Origin of the sequence: Psychrobacter sp. UBA2514 (assembly GCF_002341255.1) — a bacterium.
Classification (GTDB): domain Bacteria; phylum Pseudomonadota; class Gammaproteobacteria; order Pseudomonadales; family Moraxellaceae; genus Psychrobacter; species Psychrobacter pacificensis.
Window position 1 is genome coordinate 24559 of record NZ_DDNS01000003.1, and the last position, 21965, is coordinate 46523.

The 21965-nt window shown below is 45.3% G+C and carries 19 protein-coding genes and 1 pseudogene; 13 read left to right on the forward strand and 7 right to left on the reverse strand.

From position 1 onward, the window contains the following. Positions 1 to 43 precede the first annotated feature (43 nt). The gene (locus B3V51_RS01005) at positions 44 to 658 is read right to left on the reverse strand and encodes a pseudouridine synthase (protein ID WP_212563936.1); all 615 of its coding nucleotides are present in this window, start codon (positions 656 to 658) and stop codon (positions 44 to 46) included. 617 nt (positions 659 to 1275) lie between these two features. Here B3V51_RS01005 and icd point away from each other — a divergent pair. Beyond that, positions 1276 to 2535, forward strand: a complete 1260-nt coding sequence (gene icd, locus B3V51_RS01010) for an NADP-dependent isocitrate dehydrogenase (protein ID WP_286707816.1) — start codon at positions 1276 to 1278, stop codon at positions 2533 to 2535. A gap of 259 nt (positions 2536 to 2794) precedes the next feature. Here icd and B3V51_RS01015 read toward each other — a convergent pair whose 3' ends face one another. After that, the gene (locus B3V51_RS01015) at positions 2795 to 5014 is read right to left on the reverse strand and encodes an NADP-dependent isocitrate dehydrogenase (RefSeq protein WP_286707817.1); all 2220 of its coding nucleotides are present in this window, start codon (positions 5012 to 5014) and stop codon (positions 2795 to 2797) included. 621 nt (positions 5015 to 5635) lie between these two features. Here B3V51_RS01015 and B3V51_RS01020 point away from each other — a divergent pair. The 4 genes from B3V51_RS01020 (at position 5636) to B3V51_RS01035 (ending at position 9822) form a co-directional block, all read left to right on the forward strand. Further along, positions 5636 to 6985, forward strand: a complete 1350-nt coding sequence (locus B3V51_RS01020; RefSeq protein WP_212563933.1) for a GNAT family N-acetyltransferase — start codon at positions 5636 to 5638, stop codon at positions 6983 to 6985. Between the two features lie 76 nt (positions 6986 to 7061). Further along, positions 7062 to 7565, forward strand: coding sequence for a chorismate--pyruvate lyase family protein (locus B3V51_RS01025; RefSeq protein ID WP_212563932.1), 504 nt, complete (start codon positions 7062 to 7064; stop codon positions 7563 to 7565). A gap of 448 nt (positions 7566 to 8013) precedes the next feature. Then, positions 8014 to 9270: a serine hydroxymethyltransferase gene (gene glyA, locus B3V51_RS01030; RefSeq protein ID WP_071002345.1), complete on the forward strand. Its 1257-nt coding sequence runs from the start codon at positions 8014 to 8016 to the stop codon at positions 9268 to 9270. A gap of 93 nt (positions 9271 to 9363) precedes the next feature. Next, positions 9364 to 9822 carry a hypothetical protein gene (locus tag B3V51_RS01035; protein WP_071002344.1) on the forward strand — a complete coding sequence of 153 codons (459 nt, stop codon included), beginning with the start codon at positions 9364 to 9366 and terminating at the stop codon, positions 9820 to 9822. 175 nt (positions 9823 to 9997) lie between these two features. Here the strand turns inward: B3V51_RS01035 and B3V51_RS01040 are convergent, their stop codons facing one another. From B3V51_RS01040 to B3V51_RS01060, 5 genes and pseudogenes are all read right to left on the reverse strand, one after another. Then, entirely contained in the window at positions 9998 to 10696 is a 699-nt protein-coding gene (locus tag B3V51_RS01040) for a ZIP family metal transporter (protein ID WP_212563931.1), read from the reverse strand. Between the two features lie 180 nt (positions 10697 to 10876). Continuing rightward, positions 10877 to 11500, reverse strand: a pseudogene (locus B3V51_RS01045) (sodium/glutamate symporter); the annotation flags it as partial. Positions 11501 to 11515: 15 nt separating this feature from the next. Further along, positions 11516 to 11920 (reverse strand): barstar family protein, encoded by a 405-nt coding sequence (locus B3V51_RS01050; protein WP_286707818.1) that lies wholly within the window; start codon positions 11918 to 11920, stop codon positions 11516 to 11518. A 1-nt stretch (position 11921) separates the two neighbouring features. Next, entirely contained in the window at positions 11922 to 12665 is a 744-nt protein-coding gene (locus tag B3V51_RS01055; RefSeq protein ID WP_071002342.1) for a ribonuclease domain-containing protein, read from the reverse strand. Positions 12666 to 12787: 122 nt separating this feature from the next. Beyond that, positions 12788 to 14089 carry a glutamate-5-semialdehyde dehydrogenase gene (locus tag B3V51_RS01060; RefSeq protein ID WP_071002341.1) on the reverse strand — a complete coding sequence of 434 codons (1302 nt, stop codon included), beginning with the start codon at positions 14087 to 14089 and terminating at the stop codon, positions 12788 to 12790. 364 nt (positions 14090 to 14453) lie between these two features. Between B3V51_RS01060 and B3V51_RS01065 the strand changes: the two genes are divergently transcribed. From B3V51_RS01065 to B3V51_RS01100, 8 genes are all read left to right on the forward strand, one after another. Further along, on the forward strand, positions 14454 to 14759 hold the full coding sequence (locus B3V51_RS01065) for a hypothetical protein (RefSeq protein ID WP_071002340.1): 306 nt from the start codon (positions 14454 to 14456) through the stop codon (positions 14757 to 14759). A gap of 338 nt (positions 14760 to 15097) precedes the next feature. Beyond that, positions 15098 to 15895: an ABC transporter ATP-binding protein gene (locus tag B3V51_RS01070; RefSeq protein ID WP_071002339.1), complete on the forward strand. Its 798-nt coding sequence runs from the start codon at positions 15098 to 15100 to the stop codon at positions 15893 to 15895. 301 nt (positions 15896 to 16196) lie between these two features. After that, complete coding sequence (locus B3V51_RS01075) at positions 16197 to 16997, forward strand: transporter substrate-binding domain-containing protein (RefSeq protein WP_284719021.1); 801 nt, start codon at positions 16197 to 16199, stop codon at positions 16995 to 16997. A 143-nt stretch (positions 16998 to 17140) separates the two neighbouring features. Continuing rightward, positions 17141 to 18046, forward strand: coding sequence for a transporter substrate-binding domain-containing protein (locus B3V51_RS01080; protein WP_286707831.1), 906 nt, complete (start codon positions 17141 to 17143; stop codon positions 18044 to 18046). Positions 18047 to 18114: 68 nt separating this feature from the next. Beyond that, positions 18115 to 19071, forward strand: a complete 957-nt coding sequence (locus B3V51_RS01085) for an ABC transporter substrate-binding protein (protein ID WP_071002336.1) — start codon at positions 18115 to 18117, stop codon at positions 19069 to 19071. 449 nt (positions 19072 to 19520) lie between these two features. Continuing rightward, positions 19521 to 20255 (forward strand): ABC transporter permease, encoded by a 735-nt coding sequence (locus B3V51_RS01090; protein ID WP_071002335.1) that lies wholly within the window; start codon positions 19521 to 19523, stop codon positions 20253 to 20255. A 12-nt stretch (positions 20256 to 20267) separates the two neighbouring features. Further along, the gene (locus tag B3V51_RS01095; RefSeq protein WP_093067651.1) at positions 20268 to 20993 is read left to right on the forward strand and encodes an ABC transporter permease; all 726 of its coding nucleotides are present in this window, start codon (positions 20268 to 20270) and stop codon (positions 20991 to 20993) included. Between the two features lie 192 nt (positions 20994 to 21185). After that, positions 21186 to 21815, forward strand: coding sequence for a fumarylacetoacetate hydrolase family protein (locus tag B3V51_RS01100; RefSeq protein WP_379542919.1), 630 nt, complete (start codon positions 21186 to 21188; stop codon positions 21813 to 21815). Positions 21816 to 21965: the final 150 nt, after the last annotated feature.

The window sequence follows — 21965 nt, forward strand, 5'->3', positions numbered from 1 at the left end:
TTTAATATTGATTGACTATAGCTAAGCGTTTAGACGGGACAAATTAATAGCTGATACCCAATTGCTGATAGTGCTCACTAGTTAAGTGAATGCGCACAAACTCGCCAACTGCTATGTCACCTAATTCAAACCCTGCCACCGACCAACGTATCAAACGTAGGCAGGGCAGACCAACATGCGCGGTCATTCGTCTGACTTGACGGTTTTTACCTTCATAAATTGTCAGCATCAACCATGAGTCCGGTACGCTTTTACGCTCACGTATCGGCGGATGACGTTGCCAGAGCGCCATCGGTAGCTCATCTTCACTGACGTGTTTAACCTCAGCAGGCAGAGTTTTGCCATCTTTGAGCGTCACGCCACGTTTGAGCTGATTGAGTTGCTCAGCAGTAGGAATGCCCTCAACCTGTACCAAATAAGTCTTACCTTGCTTACGTCCAGCATTGGCTTTTGGCGGATGGGTAATTGCTTTATTGACTCGGCCATCATCGGTCAGAATAAGTAACCCTTCGGACGTTGCATCAAGCCTACCAGCAACTCGCAAAGACTTATCAGTAAAGTACTGCGATAGGGTGGCATGGTCATTGTTACTATCGTCTCTGAACTGACTTTGCACCCCATAAGGCTTATTGAACAAGATGAGACTAGAAGTCGGCATAAAGTGATATTTCCTGAAGGTAAATGAGTGATTAGCAGTCTTTGCGTATGTTTAATCAAGCAAAGTCAGTACTAAAAAATAAGAACAGAGGTATTGTGTTTGATATACGCTGTGCGATGTATTTTGCTACAAAAGTAGGACAGCAACCACGCAAATTTACTGCTACTCTAAATCCATATTTTTATAGGGGTATTTATATTTTTGATAGTAATAAACCTATCACCTACAAGATAAAATGATTGTCCAGCTCTTTGTTCTATTACTATCAACAAGACAATGTATTATAACCCTTTAAAGGTTATAAAGTTATAGATGCTGCATTTTATTAATAATTTATAAATTGTATATGTGATATTTCTTATTAATTAGCCAATAACACTGAATTTAATGATAAGCAGTTTCTATGCACAGTTTTAGTTTGTATTTACATCAATGCATATATGTTTAATTTGAAGCTATTTTTTAGTATCGTTCAATCCAATGCCGCAAGTATCTCATACATCAGACTTTGTTTAGCTAATAAGCGTCTAGAGCGCAACCATTATAATAGAAAAGCCAGCATAACAACGTGTTCAGTTCGCTTGCGATGTATAACTTACCACTAAGGAGTTTTATCCATGTCATATGATAAGGTCATCGTACCAAGAGACGGCGAAAAAGTAACCGTGAATGCTGATTTGTCGCTAAATGTGCCCAATCATCCGATTATTCCGTTCATTGAAGGTGACGGTATTGGGGTGGATATCACACCTGTCATGATAAAGGTGGTCAATGCAGCGGTCGATAAAGCCTACCACGGTAAAAAATCAATTATCTGGATGGAAGCTTACTTGGGCGAAAAAGCGGCCAAAATATATGACGGTGAATATTTACCCAGTGAGACATTAGAGATTTTAAAAGACTACGTCATCAGTATCAAGGGACCGTTGACCACACCGGTGGGTGGTGGCTTTAGTTCGTTGAATGTGGCTGTACGTCAACATCTTGATCTGTATGTCTGTCAGCGACCAGTACGCTGGTTTAAAGGCGTGCCAAGCCCAGTACAGCATCCTGAGCTGACCAATATGGTGATTTTTCGTGAAAATACAGAAGATATCTACACAGGTATCGAGTGGCAGGCAGGCAGTGATGATGCCAAAAAAGTCATCAATTTCTTAAGAGAAGAGATGGGTGTGACCAGCATTCGCTTCCCTGAAGACTGCGGCATCGGTATCAAGCCTGTCTCAAAAGAAGGCTCGCAGCGCCTAGTACGTAAAGCCATTCAGCATGCTATCGATAATGACTTGCCAAACGTGACCCTCGTGCATAAAGGCAATATCATGAAATTTACGGAAGGCGCGTTTAAAGATTGGGGGTATGAGCTGGCAGCAGAGCGTTTTGATGCTGAGCCATTAGATGGTGGTCCATGGATGACGATGAAAAATCCCAAAACGGGTAATGACATCATCATCAAAGATGTGATCGCTGATGCATTCTTGCAGCAGATTTTGATGCGTCCGGCAGATTACTCCGTAGTGGCAACACTCAACCTGAACGGTGACTATATCTCTGACGCGCTAGCGGCGGAAGTAGGCGGTATCGGTATTGCCCCAGGTGCCAACAAAGGCGGCTCAATCGCTGTCTATGAAGCGACGCACGGTACTGCGCCTAAGTATGCTGGTCAGAATAAAGTAAACCCAGGCTCATTGATATTGTCTGCGGAAATGATGCTGCGTGATATGGGTTGGTGTGAGGCGGCGGATCTCATCATCAGTGGTATCCAAGGCGCGATCGCCAATAAGACGGTTACTTATGACTTTGAGCGTTTGATGCCAGATGCTATCTTGCTCAGTACTTCTGAGTTTGGTAAAGCCATTATCAAGCACATGGATGCGTAATCGCATTAATGCCTAGAGCGTTAAACTTTATTATATTTATTCAAGGCCACTTACTGATGTAGGTGGTTTTTTTATGTGTTTGAAATGGATAGACATAGGCAAGTTGTTTATTATCATTTTGAGATAGGCACAAAAAAACACCTCAACGTTCTAAGACAGCTGAGGTGTTTTGTTTGCTAATACTTAAACTTACCTAATCGATCTGTGTATAAAAACCAGAGCGATTAGGATTAATGTTTCAAGATCAATTGCTTATTACTTATAGCGATGCCAAGGCTTCGTTAAACAAAGCGCTTGGACGCATGGCTTTTTTCGCAAGATCCTCATCAGCATAGTAGTAGCCTTTGATATCGACTGGCTTACCTTGAACGTCGTTAAGTTCTTTGACAATCGCGTCTTCGTTTTCTGCCAGCTTTTGCGCCAATGGCGTGAACTGTGCTTTTAACTCCCTATCTTGATCCTGCGCCGCCAGCTCTTCAGCCCAATATAGCGCTAGATAGAAGTGACTACCACGGTTATCAAGCTCACCAGTTTTACGTGATGGTGATTTGTCATTCAGCAGCAGTTTTTCGGTCGCGGTATCGAGCGTATCGGCTAATACTTGAGCTTTAGCATTGTTGTCGTTGCTTGCCAAATGCTCCAAAGAGACATTCAAGGCCAAGAACTCACCAAGTGAATCCCAACGTAGATGGTTTTCTTCGGTGAGCTGCTCAACATGCTTTGGTGCAGAACCGCCAGCACCTGTCTCGAACAAGCCGCCGCCTTTCATGAGTGGCACAACCGATAGCATCTTAGCACTGGTACCAAGCTCTAGGATTGGGAACAAGTCAGTTAAGTAATCACGTAAGATGTTACCAGTCGCAGAGATCGTATCGAGGCCACGAGCGACACGCTCTAGGGTATAACGCATGGCGCGAACCTGAGACATGATTTCGATGTGTAAACCGTCAGTATCATGATCTTTTAGATACATTTTAACTTTTTTGATGAGCTCGTTCTCATGTGGACGGTATGGGTCGAGCCAGAAGATAACAGGCGTATTTGATTCACGGGCACGGCGTACAGCAAGCTTGACCCAATCTTGGATCGGGGCATCTTTGGTCTGACACATGCGCCAGATATCGCCTTTTTCAACGCGTTTTTCGAGCAAGACTTCATCGGTCTCCACGTCGACGATACGAGCAATACCAGCATCGCTAGATTCAAAGGTCTTGTCATGCGAGCCGTATTCTTCTGCTTTTTGTGCCATTAGGCCGACGTTTGGTACGGTACCCATGGTCGTTGGATCAAAGTTGCCATGCCATTTGCAGAAGTTAATCATTTCTTGATAAATACGAGCAAAGGTAGACTCTGGCATGACGGCTTTACAGTCATACATTTTGCCATCAGCGCCCCACATTTTACCGCCTGAACGAATCATCGCTGGCATAGAGGCATCCACGATCACGTCACTTGGTGAATGGAAGTTGGTGATACCTTTGGCCGAATCAACCATGGCCAGACGTGGGCGATGCTCCTGACAAGCATGTAGGTCGCGCTCAATTTCTTCACGCGTTGAGGTTGGCAAAGTAGCAATCTTATCGTATAAATCTGCCATACCGTTGTTGACGTTGATGCCAAGCTCATCAAAGAGTTCGCCATGTTTTTCAAACGCATCTTTGTAGTAAATGCGGACCGCATGACCAAACACGATGGGGTGTGAGACTTTCATCATGGTGGCTTTGACGTGTAGTGAGAACAAGATACCCGCTTCGCGGCAATCTTCCATTTCACGCTCATAGAATTCAAGCAGGGCTTTTTTGCTCATGACCATCAAATCGATAACTTCTTTGTCTAGTAGGTCGATTTTAGGTTTCAATACTTTTTTGGTGCCGTCGTCTAGCAATAGCTCCATGCGAACCGTGCGCGCCTTATCTAGGGTCATAGATTGCTCGCCATCATAGAAGTCGCCGCCATGCATGTGCGATACATGTGTGCTTGACCATTGTTTCCATTCACCCATTGAATGTGGATGCTTGCGTGCATAGTTTTTGACGGCTTTTGGTGCGCGGCGGTCTGAGTTACCTTCACGTAGTACAGGGTTTACGGCACTGCCTAAGCTCTTACCATAGCGCTTACGTAGCTCTTTTTCTTCATCCGTTTGTGGATCATCTGGAAAGTCAGGGATGGCATAGCCTTTACCTTGCAGCTCTTTGATAGCTGCTTTGAGCTGCTGTACAGAGGCACTGATATTTGGCAGTTTGATGATGTTGGTGTTGGGGTCTTGAGTCAGGCGACCAAGCTCAGCTAGGTTGTCAGGAACACGTTGCTCTTCGGTCAAGTATTCAGGGAATTCAGCCAATATACGTGCCGCAACAGAGATGTCACTAGTTTCAACTTCGACACCTGCGGTCTTAGTGAACGCTTCTACAATAGGTAAAAAAGATAGTGTCGCAAGCGCTGGGGCTTCGTCAGTTTTTGTATAAATAATTTTTGACATTTTATTTGAATCTTCCTTTAGTTGTCGTTAATAATAAAGCTCGAATATAATGTTGAATATGGGTCAATGATACTATGCAATGCTCAATAATATCGTTCGAACAAGTACGTCGTATGTAGCTGCTTAGCAATATTTAAGTTAGAGATATTCAAGTTTGATAAAACATTTTCTTTTACTGATGTTCACTACAAGGGCGTTCTCAGATGGCACGTTGACTGCCCCGTAAAACTGCCAGACAGCAAGTCGCTGACGGTATATTATAATAAACCCACTATAAATTCGAGAGGATGTCAATCACATACCATGAACTAAGTATACTGTTTTCGCTCATATCTTAGGGTTTCAAATTATACTAAGCTGGTAGTAACCTTATTCTAACAGTCATTTGTTGCGATATCATCTTTTCAATAATATGGACGGTGTTTTATTGACCTTTATATTATTCTTGAGAGGACATAAGGATAATCCTAAAAACCACCAATGTCACGATTGGTGGTTTTTTATTGCGTCTCAAAAAAACTTTGCAAATTGTGACAGCAAAACCGCAAAAATTTGCTAGGCTAGGTCATCAACAGATTGGTTATCGATAAATATATAGCGATTATAAGAGTGACGGTGAGTATGAGTTTAGAGTATGCGCTGATGAATGATACCAGCTGGCAGAGCCAGACCGATTGGCAAACGCCAGACACGCCTTTTATGTCATTTGCTTTTTGGCAGGCGCTTGCTGAGACAGGCGCGATTGGCGAGCGGGCAGGGTGGCTACCGATATTTATTTTGGTGCATCGTGTCAATGATGATACTAAGGATGCTGCTCTGCAACCAGTTGCGGTAATGCCAGTCTTTATAAAAGGCCATCAACGCGGTGAGTTCGTGTTCGATCATTCATGGGCAGAGGCGTATGCGCGCTATGGTCTCGACTATTATCCAAGATTGGTCACTAGTGTGCCGTATACGCCGATTACGGGTCAGCGGCTTTGGCTGGCAAAAGGGGAGAGGCTAAATGAAGAGATAATCAAAACAGCCATCGCAGGTGTCGATGATATCGCTCAGCAAGTCGGCGCCTCAAGCTGGCATGGGCTATTTGTGACTCCTAATCTAGCCTCTATTGCGACCACGTCTATGCCGACCGAAATTGATATAGAGCGTGCGCTAGCAGCACAAGAGCGCGGCGTAGAGTCCGCGCCGATTGCGATGCCGATATTCGAGCGTCAAGGCTGTCAGTTCTTATGGCAAAACAAAGACCTGCTCAATGACAGTCAGCCCTTTGCAGACTTTGATGCGTTTTTGATGACGCTAAAAGCTAAAAAGCGCAAAACTATCCGTGCGGAGCGTCGTAAAGTGGCTGAGCAAGGTATCATCTGCCAGCGAAAAATCGGCGATGCTATCAGCGATTCAGACTGGAAGGCTTTTTATCACTGTTACGTGATGACTTATGCGGTACGCGGACAGCAGCCTTATCTGACGATAGACTTTTTTATGGCATTGGCAGCGAGTATGTCTGAACATATTATGCTCGCGCAAGCACTCGATGCCAGTGGTGAGATTATTGCCAGTAGTTTGTTCTTGTATGACACACCTGATAGTAATAGCGACAACGACGACAGTGTTGATGGCGATGTTAATAATGATGTTGATAATAGTGCGACTTTGTACGGTCGATACTGGGGCGCGCTTGGTGAGTATGACAGCTTGCATTTTGAGCTGTGCTATTACCAAGGCATTGAGTTTGCCATCGAGCAAGGGCTAGCGTCCTTTGATCCGGGTACGCAAGGGGAGCATAAGCTGGTTCGTGGATTTATCCCAACGACCACGCACTCGCTTCACCGTATTTATGATCCGCGTTTTGTCCCTGCGATTGGCGATTTTTGTGCCAGAGATCGGATGCATATGGCACAATATCGCAAGCAAGCCCATGAGGCACTACCATTTAACGCGGACAATATGCCAGCCTTTGATACGCTTCATTGATATACACCACTAATATCCACTATTAATAATAGCCTGCAGGCCTTTACTTTACACATTTCATGATTAGCCGTTAACTATGCCCACAAACTCTATTGCTAGTATTGCTACCTCTCTGCCTCCTATTGAACTCGTATCGTGGCTCAATGCCGAAGGTTCGCTCACAGCCATGCTAGAAGAGAAGGCAGGGCAGCCGTTACGAGTGGAGCGCACCTTTGAAGGCTATCGGCTATTGACGCTGCAACAAAAGCGACAATTGGGTCTGCAAGGCTCAGCGCTGAATCGTCCACTGCTGGCGTGGATACGTGAAGTACTGCTATACGGCAATGACGAGCAGCCATGGGTCGGTGCGCAAAGCATCTTTCCGCTATCAAGCCTAAAAGGTAACGCGCGACGCTTGCAGCAGCTAAAAGGTACGCCCATCGGTTATGTGTTATTTAAACGTCGGCGCACAGTGCCAAACCAGCGATTTGTGCGACAGACGAGCGAGGGCTGGCAACGGCAAACGCGCTATGACTGGTATGGTCGCTTACTACTTATCAGCGAAACCTTTTTGCCGGCATTTTTGTCCAGTGATACTTAAAAACGTTTTATTCTTATATACACAAAGAAAAAACTAGGGTCAAAAATTTGCATTGAGTAAAACCTTTATTTAATTGGCTATTTATCTGTGTTATATCGCCATTTAATTTGCTCATCTTCAGGCAGGCTTTTTTGCGCTCATCGCACAATTTTTCATGTTACACTTACGCTTTCGCAATGCTATCGATGCCGCTGTATATCGATTTTATTGACGGATCGGTCAAGTTAATGCAGGCCAACTGCCTGTGTTTATTCTTATGTTAATTTTTACTGATAGTCGCCATTTACAATCATGGTCGTACCATAAAACAGCTGGCAAAAGAGCAGCGTGCACAAGTACCTAGCATACTTTGAGCAACGTCGATGCAGTGTTCGTTTGATTGTGGGCAAGCTATCAGCTTCTTTTCAATGATACTTTTTCAATGACAGTCACTACTTAGGACATTATTATGTTTAAAGACATTTCTATCAAAGAGTTTGATCCGACCCTTGCTGAAGCGATGGCCGCAGAAAGCGTTCGTCAAGAAAATCACATCGAGTTGATTGCCTCTGAAAACTACTGCTCACAAGCAGTGATGGAAGCACAAGGCACTGATTTGACCAATAAATACGCTGAAGGCTATCCTGGTAAGCGTTATTATGGTGGCTGTGAGCATGTCGATGTCATTGAACAATTGGCCATTGACCGTGCAAAAGAGCTGTTCGGTGCTGAATACGTCAACGTCCAGCCACATTCAGGCAGCCAAGCAAACGCTGCCGTATTTTTAGCATTGCTAGAAGCCAATGACACGGTACTTGGCATGAGTCTAGACGCTGGTGGTCACTTAACGCATGGCGCGCACATCAACTTCTCAGGCCTGAACTACAACGCCGTACAGTATGGATTGGTCGATGGCACTGGCCTTATTGACTATGATCAAGTAGAAGCATTAGCGCGTGAGCACAAGCCAAAGATGATCATCGCAGGCTTCTCAGCGTATTCACAAGTCGTTGATTGGCAGCGTTTCCGTGACATCGCTGACGAGGTAGGCGCGTATCTATTGGTAGACATGGCACACGTTGCTGGTCTTGTTGCGGGCGGCGTCTATCCAAGCCCAATACCTTTTGCTGATGTGGCCACTACCACCACACACAAAACCCTACGTGGCCCGCGTTCAGGTATGATCTTGTCGCGTGATGAGAAACTTGCTAAAAAGCTAAACTCTGCCGTATTCCCAGGCAACCAAGGTGGCCCGCTCATGCACGTCATCGCGGCAAAAGCGGTTTGCTTTAAAGAAGCGCTGGAAGACAACTTCAAAACCTATCAGCAGCAAGTTGTGAAAAACGCACAAGCCATGGCAAAAGTCATTCAAGAGCGTGGCTATGAGATCATCTCTGGTGGTACTGAAAACCATCTCATGCTGATTAGCCTAGTGAAGCAAGAAATGACCGGTAAAGAAGCCGACAAATGGCTTGGTGATGCACATATCACGGTCAACAAAAACGCCGTACCAAATGATCCAAAATCACCATTTGTCACCTCTGGTATCCGTATCGGTACCCCAGCCATTACTACTCGCGGCTTCAACGAAGCGCAAGCGGGTGATTTGGCAGGCTGGATCTGTGACGTGCTAGACAGCCGCGGTGATGAAGCGGTTGCAGCTGAAGTACGCGGTAAAGTAGAAGCCATCTGCAAAGAGCTACCAGTGTACGAAAAAAACCAGTAAGTATTAACTGACTCTATTTGAGAGTTGTATAACAAAAAACCGCTTAGCGTTTGCTAGGCGGTTTTATTTTTAATCACAGTTAAGGAAGATACGATGTCTATTTCAACAACTATGTCATTTTGCTTTTGTAGTGTTCGCGAGGAAAATTTAACCAGCATACTTGTTGGTGATATGACACTGGATGAGCTAAGAGAAAATCGCGACAACCAATACTTAGATGTGAGACAAGCGTCTCTTGAACATTATACGGAAGAACTGGTTGAGTTATTGGGAGAGGGGCATTATGCCTTGTGCGATTTGTTGTTTTTGGCAAACAATAGCACCCCGCTGCATGAGCAGCATGACGGTTTATTATACAATGTGGCCGTCGTACCTGAGATCGTCAAAGCGTTTGCCGCGACAGACTTAAAAAAATTGGTACACGATATCGGCTACCACGAAGCAGAGAGTCAAGAAGGTTTGAATACATTTCGTGAGAATTTAAATCACGTTCACGAGTTATTTAAGTTTGCAGAAGAGAACAAGCTCAATGTGATTGGGTTTACGCTTTAGTGAGTCGATCATGTTGCTGCATGATGCCGCACCTAGACATATTTGAACCGAATGTCAGATAAATAAAAACCGCCCAACATTATTGCTGGGCGGTTTTATTCATTCAAATAATTGTGCGATAAGAGCATGCTCATGCAATAAGGGGCAAATTTAAACCCTACGAATATTTATAATCTCAGCCACCGAGTTGATTGAGTCCTAATGCCAGCACCAAACCAATAGCAGTGCTGATACCCGCCCAATGGTTGCCATCTTTAAATGCAGAAGGAAAAACTTCTGTCGCTAATGAAGCAATCACCGCCCCTGCGGCAAAACAGTCAATTGCACTAATTACTGCATCATCGACATCTTTGAGAAGCATTTTGCCAATAATAGCTGCTAATGATAATAAAATAGCTGCACCAATCCATAGCATGAGTATTTTTTTGTGACTGCTACCACCATCGCGCATTTGTTTGGCACCGCCTGCGGCTTCTGGGAGGTTTGATAATAAAATAGACCCTGCTAGTGCCGCGACTTGTAAAGCGTTACCACCAATCAGCGCGACGCCAAGCGCTAAGTTTTCTGGGATACCATCAAGCGTAATAGCAGCAAGCAAACCTGCCCCGCCTTTGTTTTGCATTTTTTCATCAATCAGATAGTCAATAGCCGTAAAGACCACTGCGCCTAACACGGTAAAGGCGACAGTCGTCCACAAACCACTCTCGCCAATCGCAGGTTGAATCATCTCAAGTACCACTGAGCTCATGAGCGCACCACCTGCCAGCGCAAGCAGATTGCCTTGTATCCAGTCAGGCATATAGCCGTATAGACCCCATAATGCACCAATAATGAGTGCGCCTGAAACCACAAGAATAATGGCAAATACCAACATAAAATGCCTCGATACTTTTAATAAGTTTTAATAATTCTGAGTAATGTCTATTGATACGATGAATGGCGGTGGGATCACATTGTATTTGATAATAATGCTATCACACGATGTGACTCATGCAATCTCTTCAAGATTAATCACGGCTTAAATACGTTCAGACGTAGTATTACATAAGTAGTATTACATAAACGGCAACTTGGTGAATATTTGCAATATCGTGGCATTGACGATATCGACAAAGAACGCACCAACCATTGGCACGATTAAGAAGGCTTTCGGCGAGGGGAGATAGCGATCCGTGACGGCTTGCATACTGGCAATCGCTGTCGGGGTAGCTCCCATACCAAAACCGCAATGCCCTGCTGAGAGTACTGCCGCGTCATAGTCTTTGTCCATGACTTTAAAGGTAATGAGGTAGACGTAGATAATCATGATGATGGTCTGTACGATCAATATGACCAATACAGGCCCTGCCAAATCCGTCAACTGCCACAGCTTCAATGACAGTAACGCCATTGCCAAAAACAGACTCAAAGACGCATTACCAAATACATCAATCGAGCGATCAAACATCTCAAAATTGAAGACCATCGTTAACACATTGCGTATGATGACGCCGCCTGCCAGTGCCCAGACAAACGTCGGTAGCTCAAACCATGCGTCCTCAGCCACGAGCGTCATCCCATCGGCAAAAGCCAATGCCCCTGCAAATAGCGCTAATGTCTCGATAGTAGAGGGTGCTGTGATAAAGCGCATGCTATCGGGTCTCTCAAAGATGTCTTTATTGCTTCCTGCAGTCTCCTCGTCATTTTTCCACCGCTAAGTGTCATTCTCAAAGGGCACAATAATCCACAGTTGCGGCTTACCAAAGTCACTATAAGCATCTTCTATAATGCTTTTAAAAATAGTGAAATCTTCGGTGTTTATCTTTTTTATTACCGTCAAATCAAGCACTAAGTGCTGCACATCGCTGTCTGTCAGACAGTCCCATGCACTGTCCCAATTGTGTGAAAAATAGCTGGGGAAGTGGCAGGCACGCGCCAGACTCGTCAATAGCGTGGTTTTGTCCAGTGTGTCACACGCAGGTATGGTAACAGCCTGAGTAGGAATGACGGCAGATAGCGCTGTACCGTTTTGGTTAATGGGGTCTTGACTGACATAGTGGATGGCTTGGCTCGTATCTTTCTGATTCATGGCTTTTTGACTAATATCCTTTGGTTTCATATTAGGGTACCTCAAGCTTTTGAAAACTGTCATAATGATCGACGGTTAAGTAATAAACAGTGGGCGGGCGACCACCTGTGACGATACGCCTTGCACCGCGATGGGAGACGCCAGGGGTGGGTACGGTGTATTCACGGTAATAGCCTTGCGATTGTGCTGGCAGTCTGCCTTCACGGTTATAAAACGTCGTGCCGTCCTTATTGGGATAAGGGTATGGCCCGCCTTGTTGAATCAGCGCAATCGTCTTATCGACTTGTGCATCGCCTGTGATGCTAGTGGTCGCTGTGTCAGTTGTGGCGACTTGACTGGTATTGTCAGACGTATACTGAGATAACGTCGAGCCTAAATCGCCAAAGAAGTAGACAGCGACAGCGATAATGGCAATGAGGCTAAATAGGGTACTGCCTAGGCTTCTCTTGTTGCGAGAGCTATTTTGACGAGTGTTTTGATGGTTGCGATTTGAGGGCCGGCTGTGATTATCTCGTTTGCTATTATTGGGCATCTGCCTTGGTGTATTTGGTGCAGTATCTGGTTCAATGCTGAGTACGGCTGACGTCACTTTGGTGGCACGCAATTGGTTTTTATCATTACGACTACTCGTGAAATAGACACGTCGACCAACCGCTATCGGCTCCGCCAAACTTACTTTGCTAATATGAAAAAACACGTCTTCATCTTGATCATCGACATCGATAAAGCCATAGCCTTTTTCGTGATTCCAATGTTTAATCTTGCCGCTTTGCATGGTGGCACCGCTCCTTATTGTTTAGATGTCCGTAATATAGATAGCTATGATTATCATAAAAAAACGCCAGCACAATGGCCGACGTTCTCAAACGCTCGATTCAATCATGAATACAGATTTAGTTATGCACGTACTTCACCATGACCATAGACGATCCATTTTTGCGAGGTCAGTCCTTCAAGACCCACTGGGCCACGCGCATGGATTTTGTCCGTTGAAATACCAATCTCAGCACCAAGACCATATTCAAAGCCATCAGCAAAACGGCTAGAAGCGTTAATCATCACGCTTGCTGAGTCCACTTCACGAATGAAGCGTTGCGACTTGGTATAGTTGTCCGTGATGATGACATCGGTATGATGGCTGCCATGTGTATTGATATGTTCAATCGCCTCATCGATACCGTCGACGACTTTTACCGCAAGAATAGGGGCAAGATATTCTGTATCCCAGTCCTCAGAGGTAGCAGCAGACAAGTGACCGTTTAAGGTGATCACATCGGCCAAGATACTCTCAGCACTTTCGTCAACACGCAGTTGCATGGCATCATCGGCCTCGATAATGGCAGTGGCAATCTTTGGTAATAAATCTTTGGCGATAGAGGCATCAATCAGCAGCGTCTCCATCGTGTTGCACGTACCATAACGATGGGTTTTGGCATTGACACTGACTTTGATGGCAATCTCAGGATCCGCATCGCTATCGATAAAGGTATGGCAGTTACCATCTAGATGCTTGATCACAGGGACGCGGGCGTCGTTGCTAATACGCTCAATCAGACCTTTGCCGCCACGCGGTACGATGACGTCCACATATTCAGTCATGGTGATCAGCTCACCAACGGCAGCTCGATCGGTCGTTTGCAATACTTGAACGCTGTGCTCAGAGAGATCCGTCTGACTGAGACCTTTTATGATGCATTTGGCAATCGCTTGATTGGATTCAAACGCTTCAGAGCCACCGCGTAAGATGATGGCGTTGCCTGATTTTAGTGCCAGTGAAGCAGCTTCTAAGGTTACGTTAGGACGCGATTCATAAATCATGCCAACGACGCCCAGTGGCACACGCATTTTGCCCAAATGAATCCCTGATGGCTGATAAGTCATATCCGTCACTTCGCCGATTGGATCAGGCAGGCTCGCCACGTCTTTTAGGCCTTGGAGCATAGCGTTGAATCGTGCTTCGTTTAATTCCAAGCGATCGAGCAGAGCGCTATCAAGCTCGTTTTTGTGACCGTTGTCCATATCGATTTTATTGGCTGCCAAAATATCTGGCTTGGCATTGACTAGCTCATCATGAATGGCCATGAGTGCTGAGTTTTTGTCGCCTGTGTTGGCTGCCGCGAGCGCACGAGAAGCGGCTCTGGCTTGCTTGCCAACAGACTGCATGTAGGTGGTAATATCCGTCGTATTAGCTTGACTCATCAATTATTCTCCTTATGTGATATCAGTTTTATATAAATAAAAGCGCCTAAAAAGGCGAAAATTTAGCAAAAAATCAGTTTTGAATGCCTATTTAGCGGTCCATAGGTCATTATGCTATTTAACATAGAGGAGATTGCGGCGATAGTAAAGATGATTTTGTGAACAGAACCCGCTTTACAAAGCATCAAAGTGACTTTACAAAGGGTTGCTTCAAATATTTTGTGAGCTGTGTTTACGTGCCTTTAACAGAACTGCGCTGTAAATACTAAGGTAGCTGCGATGTATCATCAGTATAGTAGGCACTAAGAAAACGGCACTATCAATAAATGACGCTGAATCATATGACAAGTAATGGAGAATAACGATGACGATTAAAAACACGACATACAAAAACTGGATGACGGTTGGCTTGGTTGCAGGGGTGCTTGCGCTCAGTGCTTGTAGCAAAGACGAGACACCAATGGAGACGCAAGCGGATACAAGCGTTGACGCTCAAACCAGCGTTGAAGAGAATGCAACCGCAACTGCGAGTAGCTCTGATGACATCGCCGTTGCTAGCGCCGATGACGGTATGGCTGTCAGTACAGGGGATGATGTGGCTGTGGCAACCGCAGATGATGCAGAAGTACTGGATGGCACCGAAGATTCAGAGCATGTATCGACGTACTAAGTTTTATGGCGCGCCAAACGCTATGATAGTGTGTTGGTCAATATAGCATTATCAGATAAAACAACGCCTGGCACGCGAAAGTGATAAAATAAAGCCCAGAGCGATAAATATGGTCTGGGCTTTTTTGTGCCAGTCAGTTATCCAGTACTGATTAACTGACTGGTTAAACACAAGATTTGCCTTTTTACTGTGTAATAAGAGACAATATGGCATTTTTCTCTTGGCCTGCTCAGGCGTAGCATTAGCATAATAATGCTATAGATACTTATACTATATATACGGCTCTTATTTATTTTTATTCGTGTTTTCACTCATATTTATTGGAAGTCTGCTGAACCATGCTTGATACTGCAAAAAAACCAACTCGGCCTATCGCCCTAGACTTACAAGACATCCATAAAAGTTATGGCTCATTAGAGGTGCTCAAGGGAGTGTCTCTGACGGCCTATGATGGTGATGTCATCTCTATTTTGGGCTCATCTGGCTCAGGTAAATCGACATTGCTGCGCTGTATTAACTTGCTCGAAAATCCCAATCAAGGTCGTATCCTGATCGGTAACGAAGAGCTGATGCTAAAACCTGCCAGATCAGGTGAGCTGCAAGCGGCGGATGTGAAGCAGTTAGAGAGCTTGCGTGCTCGCGTTGGGTTCGTCTTCCAAAACTTTAATTTGTGGCCACATAAGACGATCCTACAAAACATTATTGAGGGGCCAACGCAGGTTCTCAAGATCAAAAAAGCCCAAGCGATTAGCGATGCCGAAAAACTGCTCGACAAAGTCGGTTTGCTCGATAAAAAAGACGCTTATCCAGCGAACTTATCTGGTGGTCAGCGTCAGCGGGTTGCCATTGCGCGCGCGCTTGCCATGCAGCCGCAAGTGCTATTATTTGATGAGCCAACCTCGGCGCTAGACCCTGAGTTGGTCAATGAAGTACTGGCTGTGATGCGAGAGCTGGCAGAAGAGGGTCGCACTATGCTGATCGTCACTCATGAAATGCGCTTTGCCCGTGAAGTATCAAGCAAAGTGGTCTTCCTGCACCAAGGGGTGGTTGAGGAGATCGGCACACCTGAGCAAGTCTTTGACAATCCTACCTCCGAGCGCGTCAAAGATTTTATGGCCTCGCATCGTCCGCACTAATCCTGTCCAAGCTATAAATCAGATGGTGGTAGCGCCCTACCGACTTTACCGCCATCGAATCCTATCAAATATAAAAATCACTATACCGTAACTATTGTTTATCCTTTATTGCCCAATAGTCACGGTGAGTATGCAAAACGTTTGTTTTTGATTTTTTACTCAGGTATTATCAAAAGGTTTATAGTCGGTCAATTTTAACGGCTGTCCATTATTCTGCTATCTATATTGCTTGTCTGTCAGGGACGTCAGAGAACAAAGTATCAGAACCCCATATCCATACCCATCAGAATTTAAGGAACATATGATGTCGAACGCTCGTCTATTTTGGTCATCGATGACCGTCTCTGCTGCGCTCATGCTAAGCGCTTGTAGCCAACCTGCCGATGAAACTACCGAAGCCAATGCCGATGCACCTGCCGCAGAAACGACTGGCAAAACCATCCGCATTGCAACCGAAGGCGCTTATCCTCCGTTTAACTATACCAATGCTGATGGTAGCTTGAGCGGTTTTGATGTCGATGTTGCCAATGCCTTGTGTGAGCAGATGCAAGCCAACTGTGAAATCGTGGCGCAGGATTGGGACGGTATTATCCCAGGTCTATTGGCACAAAAATATGATGCCGTTATCGCAGGTATGTCAATCACGGCTGAGCGTCAAGAAAAAGTCGATTTCAGCGAGCCGTATTTTGCCAATACGATGGTATGGCTCAGCAACACTGATGGCAGCTTTGATCCAATGGCGATCCAAAACGTCACGCTTGGCGGTCAGCGTTCTACCACGCCAGGCGCTTATCTACAAGATAACTACGAAGGCAAAGATGGCAATACCGTGCAGCTATATGACAACTATGACAATGCTTACTTGGATCTAAAGTCTGGTCGTAGCGATGCAGTATTGGCCGAAAAAGTCTCTGCCAAATCATGGCTCGCTGACAATAAAGAAGGCTTCGGTATCGTTGGTGATGAGATAGACAATAATGACAATATTGCCATTGCCGTGCGTAAAGGTGATGGACTCAAAGCGGAGTTTGATAAAGCATTGAGCGAGATCCGTAGCAACGGTGAGCTTGCCCGTCTTGAGCAGCAAAACTTTGGTCAATAATGACTCACTAAAGACGGCTGCGAATACGCGCGCGCCACTGACAAGTACTGAGTAAGTGGCGCTCAATAAGGCATCAAGCAGCACGTAATAAGTGACGATATGGCTGGTAACTATATTAAGGAATAATAAGTATGACACTTTCAATGACATCACTAATGACCTCATCAATGAGCAAAAAAGCCTTGTTGCTAGCACCGCTTAGCGCCGCGATGCTAATGCTAGCAGGTTGTAACAACAGCTCAGCACCAGCAGAAAATGCTGAAGCTTATACCGCGTCTGAAGCACCTATGAATATCAAAATCGCAACAGAATCAAGCTATAAGCCATTTAGCTACACCGATGCTGATGGCAAACTGATCGGCTACGAGATTGAGTTGGTTGACGCATTATGTGCACAAATGAAAGCAGAATGTGAAGTCATCTCTCAAGATTGGGATGGTTTGATTCCAGGGCTTAACGCACAGAAATTTGATGCCGCCATCGCTGGTATGTCAATCACCCCTGAACGTAAAGAAGTGGTCGACTTCAGTGACCCTTACTTCCATAGTGGTATCATCTTGATTGGTAAAAAAGGCGACGATATCAGCATCGATTCGCTCAAAGGTCAGCCAATCGCTTCACAGCGCTCTACCGTGGCCTCACAGTATCTACAGGACGAGCACGCGGATGCTGATATCAAGCTATATGATACTCAAGACAATGCCTATTTAGATCTAACCTCAGGTCGTGTGCGCGGTATGATGTCTGATAAAGTCACTGGCACTGATTGGCTAAAAACAGAAGCGGGTAGCGGCTACGAGATTAAAGGTCAAGAAATCAGCAGCGACGACGATGCAATGGGTATTGCATTCCGTAAAGGCGATCCATTGGTTGCTAAATTTAATGCGGCATTGGCTGAGCTAAAAGACAACGGCACTTATGATCAAATCACAGGCAGTTACTTTGGTACCAGCTCGACCGCTGCGGCACAAAAAGCAGTCGTGACTGATGGCGTTGATGAAGTCATAGTCGTTGAAGAAGACGCACCAGCTGAAGCGGCAACGAACTAAGACGACGTCTTCTGCATAGACCGTTATTTTCAAAAGTGTTGTTTACCCAAGAAAACCCAAGGATGATCATGAGCAATCACTGTGTTCCAGTCCGTGCTACGACTGGCAAATCTATTATTAGCGCTATGACGAGCAGTCGTCTATCTGTGCCATTGCTCGCACTGGCGACTATTTTTACCATCTCTGGCTGTAGCAATAGCCAAGAGAATGCGGCCGATACCAGTTCTGATACGACCGAAACAAAGGCAACTAAGGATGACGTACTTCGTATTGGTACGGAAGGGGCGTATGCACCTTTTAACTATACCAATGCGGATGGGACACTGGGTGGTTTTGACGTTGAGATAGCCAATGCCATCTGTGCCGATATGCAGGTGACTTGTGAGATTATGGCGCAAGATTGGGACGGTATTATTCCTGGTCTAAAAGCCGGTAAGTATGATGCGATTGTCGCGGCGATGTCCGTTACGCCAGAGCGTGCAGAGCAGGTTAGCTTCACTGATCCATACTTTAGCAATACCTTGGTTTTTTTGGCCAAAAAAGACAGCAGTTTTGACCCTAGTAACCAAAGCGACATCGACGCTCACTCGATTGCCGCGCAGCGCTCGACCATCTCATCACAGTGGTTCGAAGACAAGTATCCAAACGCTGACATGAAGCTTTATGATACGCTGAGCAATGCGTTTTTGGATCTAGGATCAAACCGCGTCGATGCGATGATCTCTGATAAGTTGCCTGCGATAGAGTGGCTGAGCTCTCCTGCTGGTAGTAAATATGCACTAAAAGGCGACGAGATTGATATCAATGATAACTTTGCAATAGCAGTACGCCCAGGCGATCCGCTACAAGCAAAGATCAATCAATCTTTAGCCAATATTAAAGCCAACGGTACTTACGATAAAATCAATCAAAAGTACTTTGCGGTGCCAGTATCTGCAACGAGTACAGTTAATGAGGACGCAAATACAGGCGAAGATACAGATGCAGATATTAGCAAGCAACCAGCGACAGAAAACGTTAGTTAATAGCTAACAGTAGTTAAAGATAGCAGTCAAAAATATTGTTTTGATTAATAAAAGGATATTGCCATGATGGTGATGTCCTTTTTTATTATTCCATAAACGTATCGTATGGTCATGGCATAGTCATCGTTATTCACCATTCGCTTTACTCAAATTTAGTCAGTTCGTTTCACGCGTATTTGCCCAAGTGTCTGTTTAAGTACGGTTTAGACACAGCTTTTACGCGTCAGGATTAACATCACGGCGAGCGAATATGATAAAATCAGCGCTCATTTCTACTGTGTCAATTATCGCAGCGCCAACCGTATTGCTCTGACGTCATTTTTTTTGACGACGACCATCTGTATTAAGGTGGTATAAAATACGGTGATGGACTGCGTTCAGCTATTGATGCTGATTCTTTTAACTCATATTTTGCAAATTGCTAATATAAAGAGACTGAGTGGATAATCGTGTTTGACTTACAAGGATTTGGCGCGCTTTTATTAAGCGGCGCTACCGTCACCATACAGCTTGCCGTGACCAGTTTAATCATTGGTCTGGCCTTAGGCTTGCTCGGCGCAACCGCAAAGATGTCCAATATCTGGTTGTTGCGTAAGCTTGCGACTGTCTATACTGCGACGATGCGTGGTATTCCTGAGTTGCTATTGGTGCTCTTTATTTATTATGGCGGCTCAATCTTATTGATGAGCATCCTCAAAAAGTTCGGCTACAACGACTATGTCGAGATTAGCGCTTTTTGGGGCGGTGTTATGGCGCTGTCGATCGCGTTTGGGGCGTATGCGACTGAGATTTTTCGCATGTCGATTCAAGAGATTCCGATAGGGCAACGAGAAGCGTCGCAAGCGATTGGTATGCGTCCTTTTCAGACCTTTTATCGCATTACGTTGCCGCAAGTATGGCAGATTGCATTACCAGGTTTGGGCAATTTATTTTTGGTACTGCTCAAAGACACGGCGCTGGTGTCTGTGGTGGGTCTCAAAGACATCATGTATCAGTCGTCGCGTGCTGCGCAGTCAACACAGCAGCCGTTTACCTTTTATATGGCAGCCGCGATTATTTATTTGGGTCTGACCATGTTGATTACTGGCTTTATGATGTGGCTTGAGTGGCGCGCCAATCCAGCGGCACGCTATGCCAAAAAGATAAGCCGTCAATCCACTCACAGTCAATCGACCATAGGATAGAGGAGAGATACTATGGATTGGAATTGGCAGGTCATTTTTGATCATATACCTGATTTACTGGGCGGTGCGGTACTGACTATACAGCTGGTCGTGATCTCAGGTATTGTCGGATTGTTTTTTGGTTTGATTCTAGCGCTGCTGCGCTTGTCGAAGAGCTGGTTAGTACAGATATTGCCATTTCTTTATATTTTCTTTTTCCGCGGTACGCCGCTGCTGGTGCAGATATTCCTGATTTACTATGGTCTTGGTCAGTTCGGGGCGGTGCGTGAGTCGTTTTTATGGGAGCCGGTGCTCAGTCAAGCATACTGGTGTGCCATCATCGCCTTTACCCTAAATACCAGTGCATATCTGGCAGAGATTATACGCGGTGCGATTCAGACGATACCTGTCGGTGAGCTTGAGGCGGCCGATGCGCTTGGTATGTCAAAATGGCAGAAGCTGACACGTGTAACGTTGCCGCGTGCGTTTGGTATTGTGATCCCAGCCTACAGTAATGAAGTTATCTTTATGCTAAAGGGCAGTGCGCTCGCATCGACCATCGCGTTGATGGATATTACGGGGGTGGCTCGTACGATCAGTGCGCGTACCTATACGCTGATGGAGCTGTTCTTTGCCGCGGGTATCGTTTATCTTGTGCTGTCATGGGTTATCTTGTTTAGCTTTAGACTGTTTGAAAAACGTATGAACCGACACGCCAGCTATGTGCCACCAGATGTGATGACCAACACGATTCCATAGAGAGTCACTAGTCATGAATGGTCGCCAAGATGACAATAAAGGTGACAGTAGACAATATAGTAGGGATTGCTGAAAAATATTTATCATTTATAGGGAGAGTCTAGTATGAGCCAATCGCCACATATGTCATTAGCAAATGCCATCACCGCTGGGGTCAGTGAAGAACAAAGCATTGAGCAACACAATGAGCGTCTGCGTAGCTCTATTGGCAAAGTCGTCTGCGTGGGGCGTAACTATGCGGCGCATGCAGAAGAGCTTGGCAATGAGGTGCCATCATCACCCATATTGTTTATGAAGCCCGCCTCTTCTGTGGTATCTACTCGCCATGATGTGATCCGTCCCAATCCAGAGATATTTGGCGGGACGCATTACGAGGCTGAGCTATGTATTCAGCTGTCAGCTGACTTGTCGATGGCAACGATTGAGGAGGCACAGCAAGCGATTGGCGGGGTGACGTTGGGGCTGGATTTGACCTTGCGCGATTTGCAAAGCACCCTTAAAGAAAAAGGTCATCCATGGGAGCGTGCCAAGTGTTTTGATGGGGCATGCGTGCTTGCTGACTGGATCGACCCGCAAGCGTTTGGCAATCTTCAGAATGTCCATTATCAGCTCACCATCAATGATAAGCTGGCGCAAGACGGTGATAGTGCTTTGATGCTGTTCCCTGTCTATGAGCTGCTGGTCAATATCAGCCATGCTTTTAGCTTACAGGCAGGTGATGTGATTATGACTGGCACACCAAGCGGCGTGGGTGTACTACAAGCAGGCGATAAGCTCAAACTAACATTGGGTGCTCATGAATGGGTAACACAAGTGCAGTAAGCTTGCTAAATGAACCAGTACTAGTGGTCATAAATATCAAAAAGCCCTGAGCCATTGCTTGGGGCTTTTATTTTTTAGACTTTATATATTTTTTCAAAATTTTTTAATACTTATATCTCTCAATAATTGTTTGTACAGTTATTGTCATCA

Coding starts and splice junctions, on each gene's coding strand:
- B3V51_RS01040 (WP_212563931.1), bottom strand. CDS start 10,696: ATGTTGGTATTTGCCATTATTCTTGTGGTTTCAGGCGCACTCATTATT.
- B3V51_RS01070 (WP_071002339.1), top strand. CDS start 15,098: ATGCTTGATACTGCAAAAAAACCAACTCGGCCTATCGCCCTAGACTTA.
- B3V51_RS01005 (WP_212563936.1), bottom strand. CDS start 658: ATGCCGACTTCTAGTCTCATCTTGTTCAATAAGCCTTATGGGGTGCAA.
- B3V51_RS01025 (WP_212563932.1), top strand. CDS start 7,062: ATGCCCACAAACTCTATTGCTAGTATTGCTACCTCTCTGCCTCCTATT.
- icd (WP_286707816.1), top strand. CDS start 1,276: ATGTCATATGATAAGGTCATCGTACCAAGAGACGGCGAAAAAGTAACC.
- B3V51_RS01080 (WP_286707831.1), top strand. CDS start 17,141: ATGACATCACTAATGACCTCATCAATGAGCAAAAAAGCCTTGTTGCTA.
- B3V51_RS01065 (WP_071002340.1), top strand. CDS start 14,454: ATGACGATTAAAAACACGACATACAAAAACTGGATGACGGTTGGCTTG.
- B3V51_RS01060 (WP_071002341.1), bottom strand. CDS start 14,089: ATGAGTCAAGCTAATACGACGGATATTACCACCTACATGCAGTCTGTT.
- B3V51_RS01075 (WP_284719021.1), top strand. CDS start 16,197: ATGATGTCGAACGCTCGTCTATTTTGGTCATCGATGACCGTCTCTGCT.
- B3V51_RS01085 (WP_071002336.1), top strand. CDS start 18,115: ATGAGCAATCACTGTGTTCCAGTCCGTGCTACGACTGGCAAATCTATT.
- B3V51_RS01015 (WP_286707817.1), bottom strand. CDS start 5,014: ATGTCAAAAATTATTTATACAAAAACTGACGAAGCCCCAGCGCTTGCG.
- glyA (WP_071002345.1), top strand. CDS start 8,014: ATGTTTAAAGACATTTCTATCAAAGAGTTTGATCCGACCCTTGCTGAA.
- B3V51_RS01095 (WP_093067651.1), top strand. CDS start 20,268: ATGGATTGGAATTGGCAGGTCATTTTTGATCATATACCTGATTTACTG.
- B3V51_RS01050 (WP_286707818.1), bottom strand. CDS start 11,920: ATGAAACCAAAGGATATTAGTCAAAAAGCCATGAATCAGAAAGATACG.
- B3V51_RS01055 (WP_071002342.1), bottom strand. CDS start 12,665: ATGCAAAGCGGCAAGATTAAACATTGGAATCACGAAAAAGGCTATGGC.
- B3V51_RS01020 (WP_212563933.1), top strand. CDS start 5,636: ATGAGTTTAGAGTATGCGCTGATGAATGATACCAGCTGGCAGAGCCAG.
- B3V51_RS01035 (WP_071002344.1), top strand. CDS start 9,364: ATGTCTATTTCAACAACTATGTCATTTTGCTTTTGTAGTGTTCGCGAG.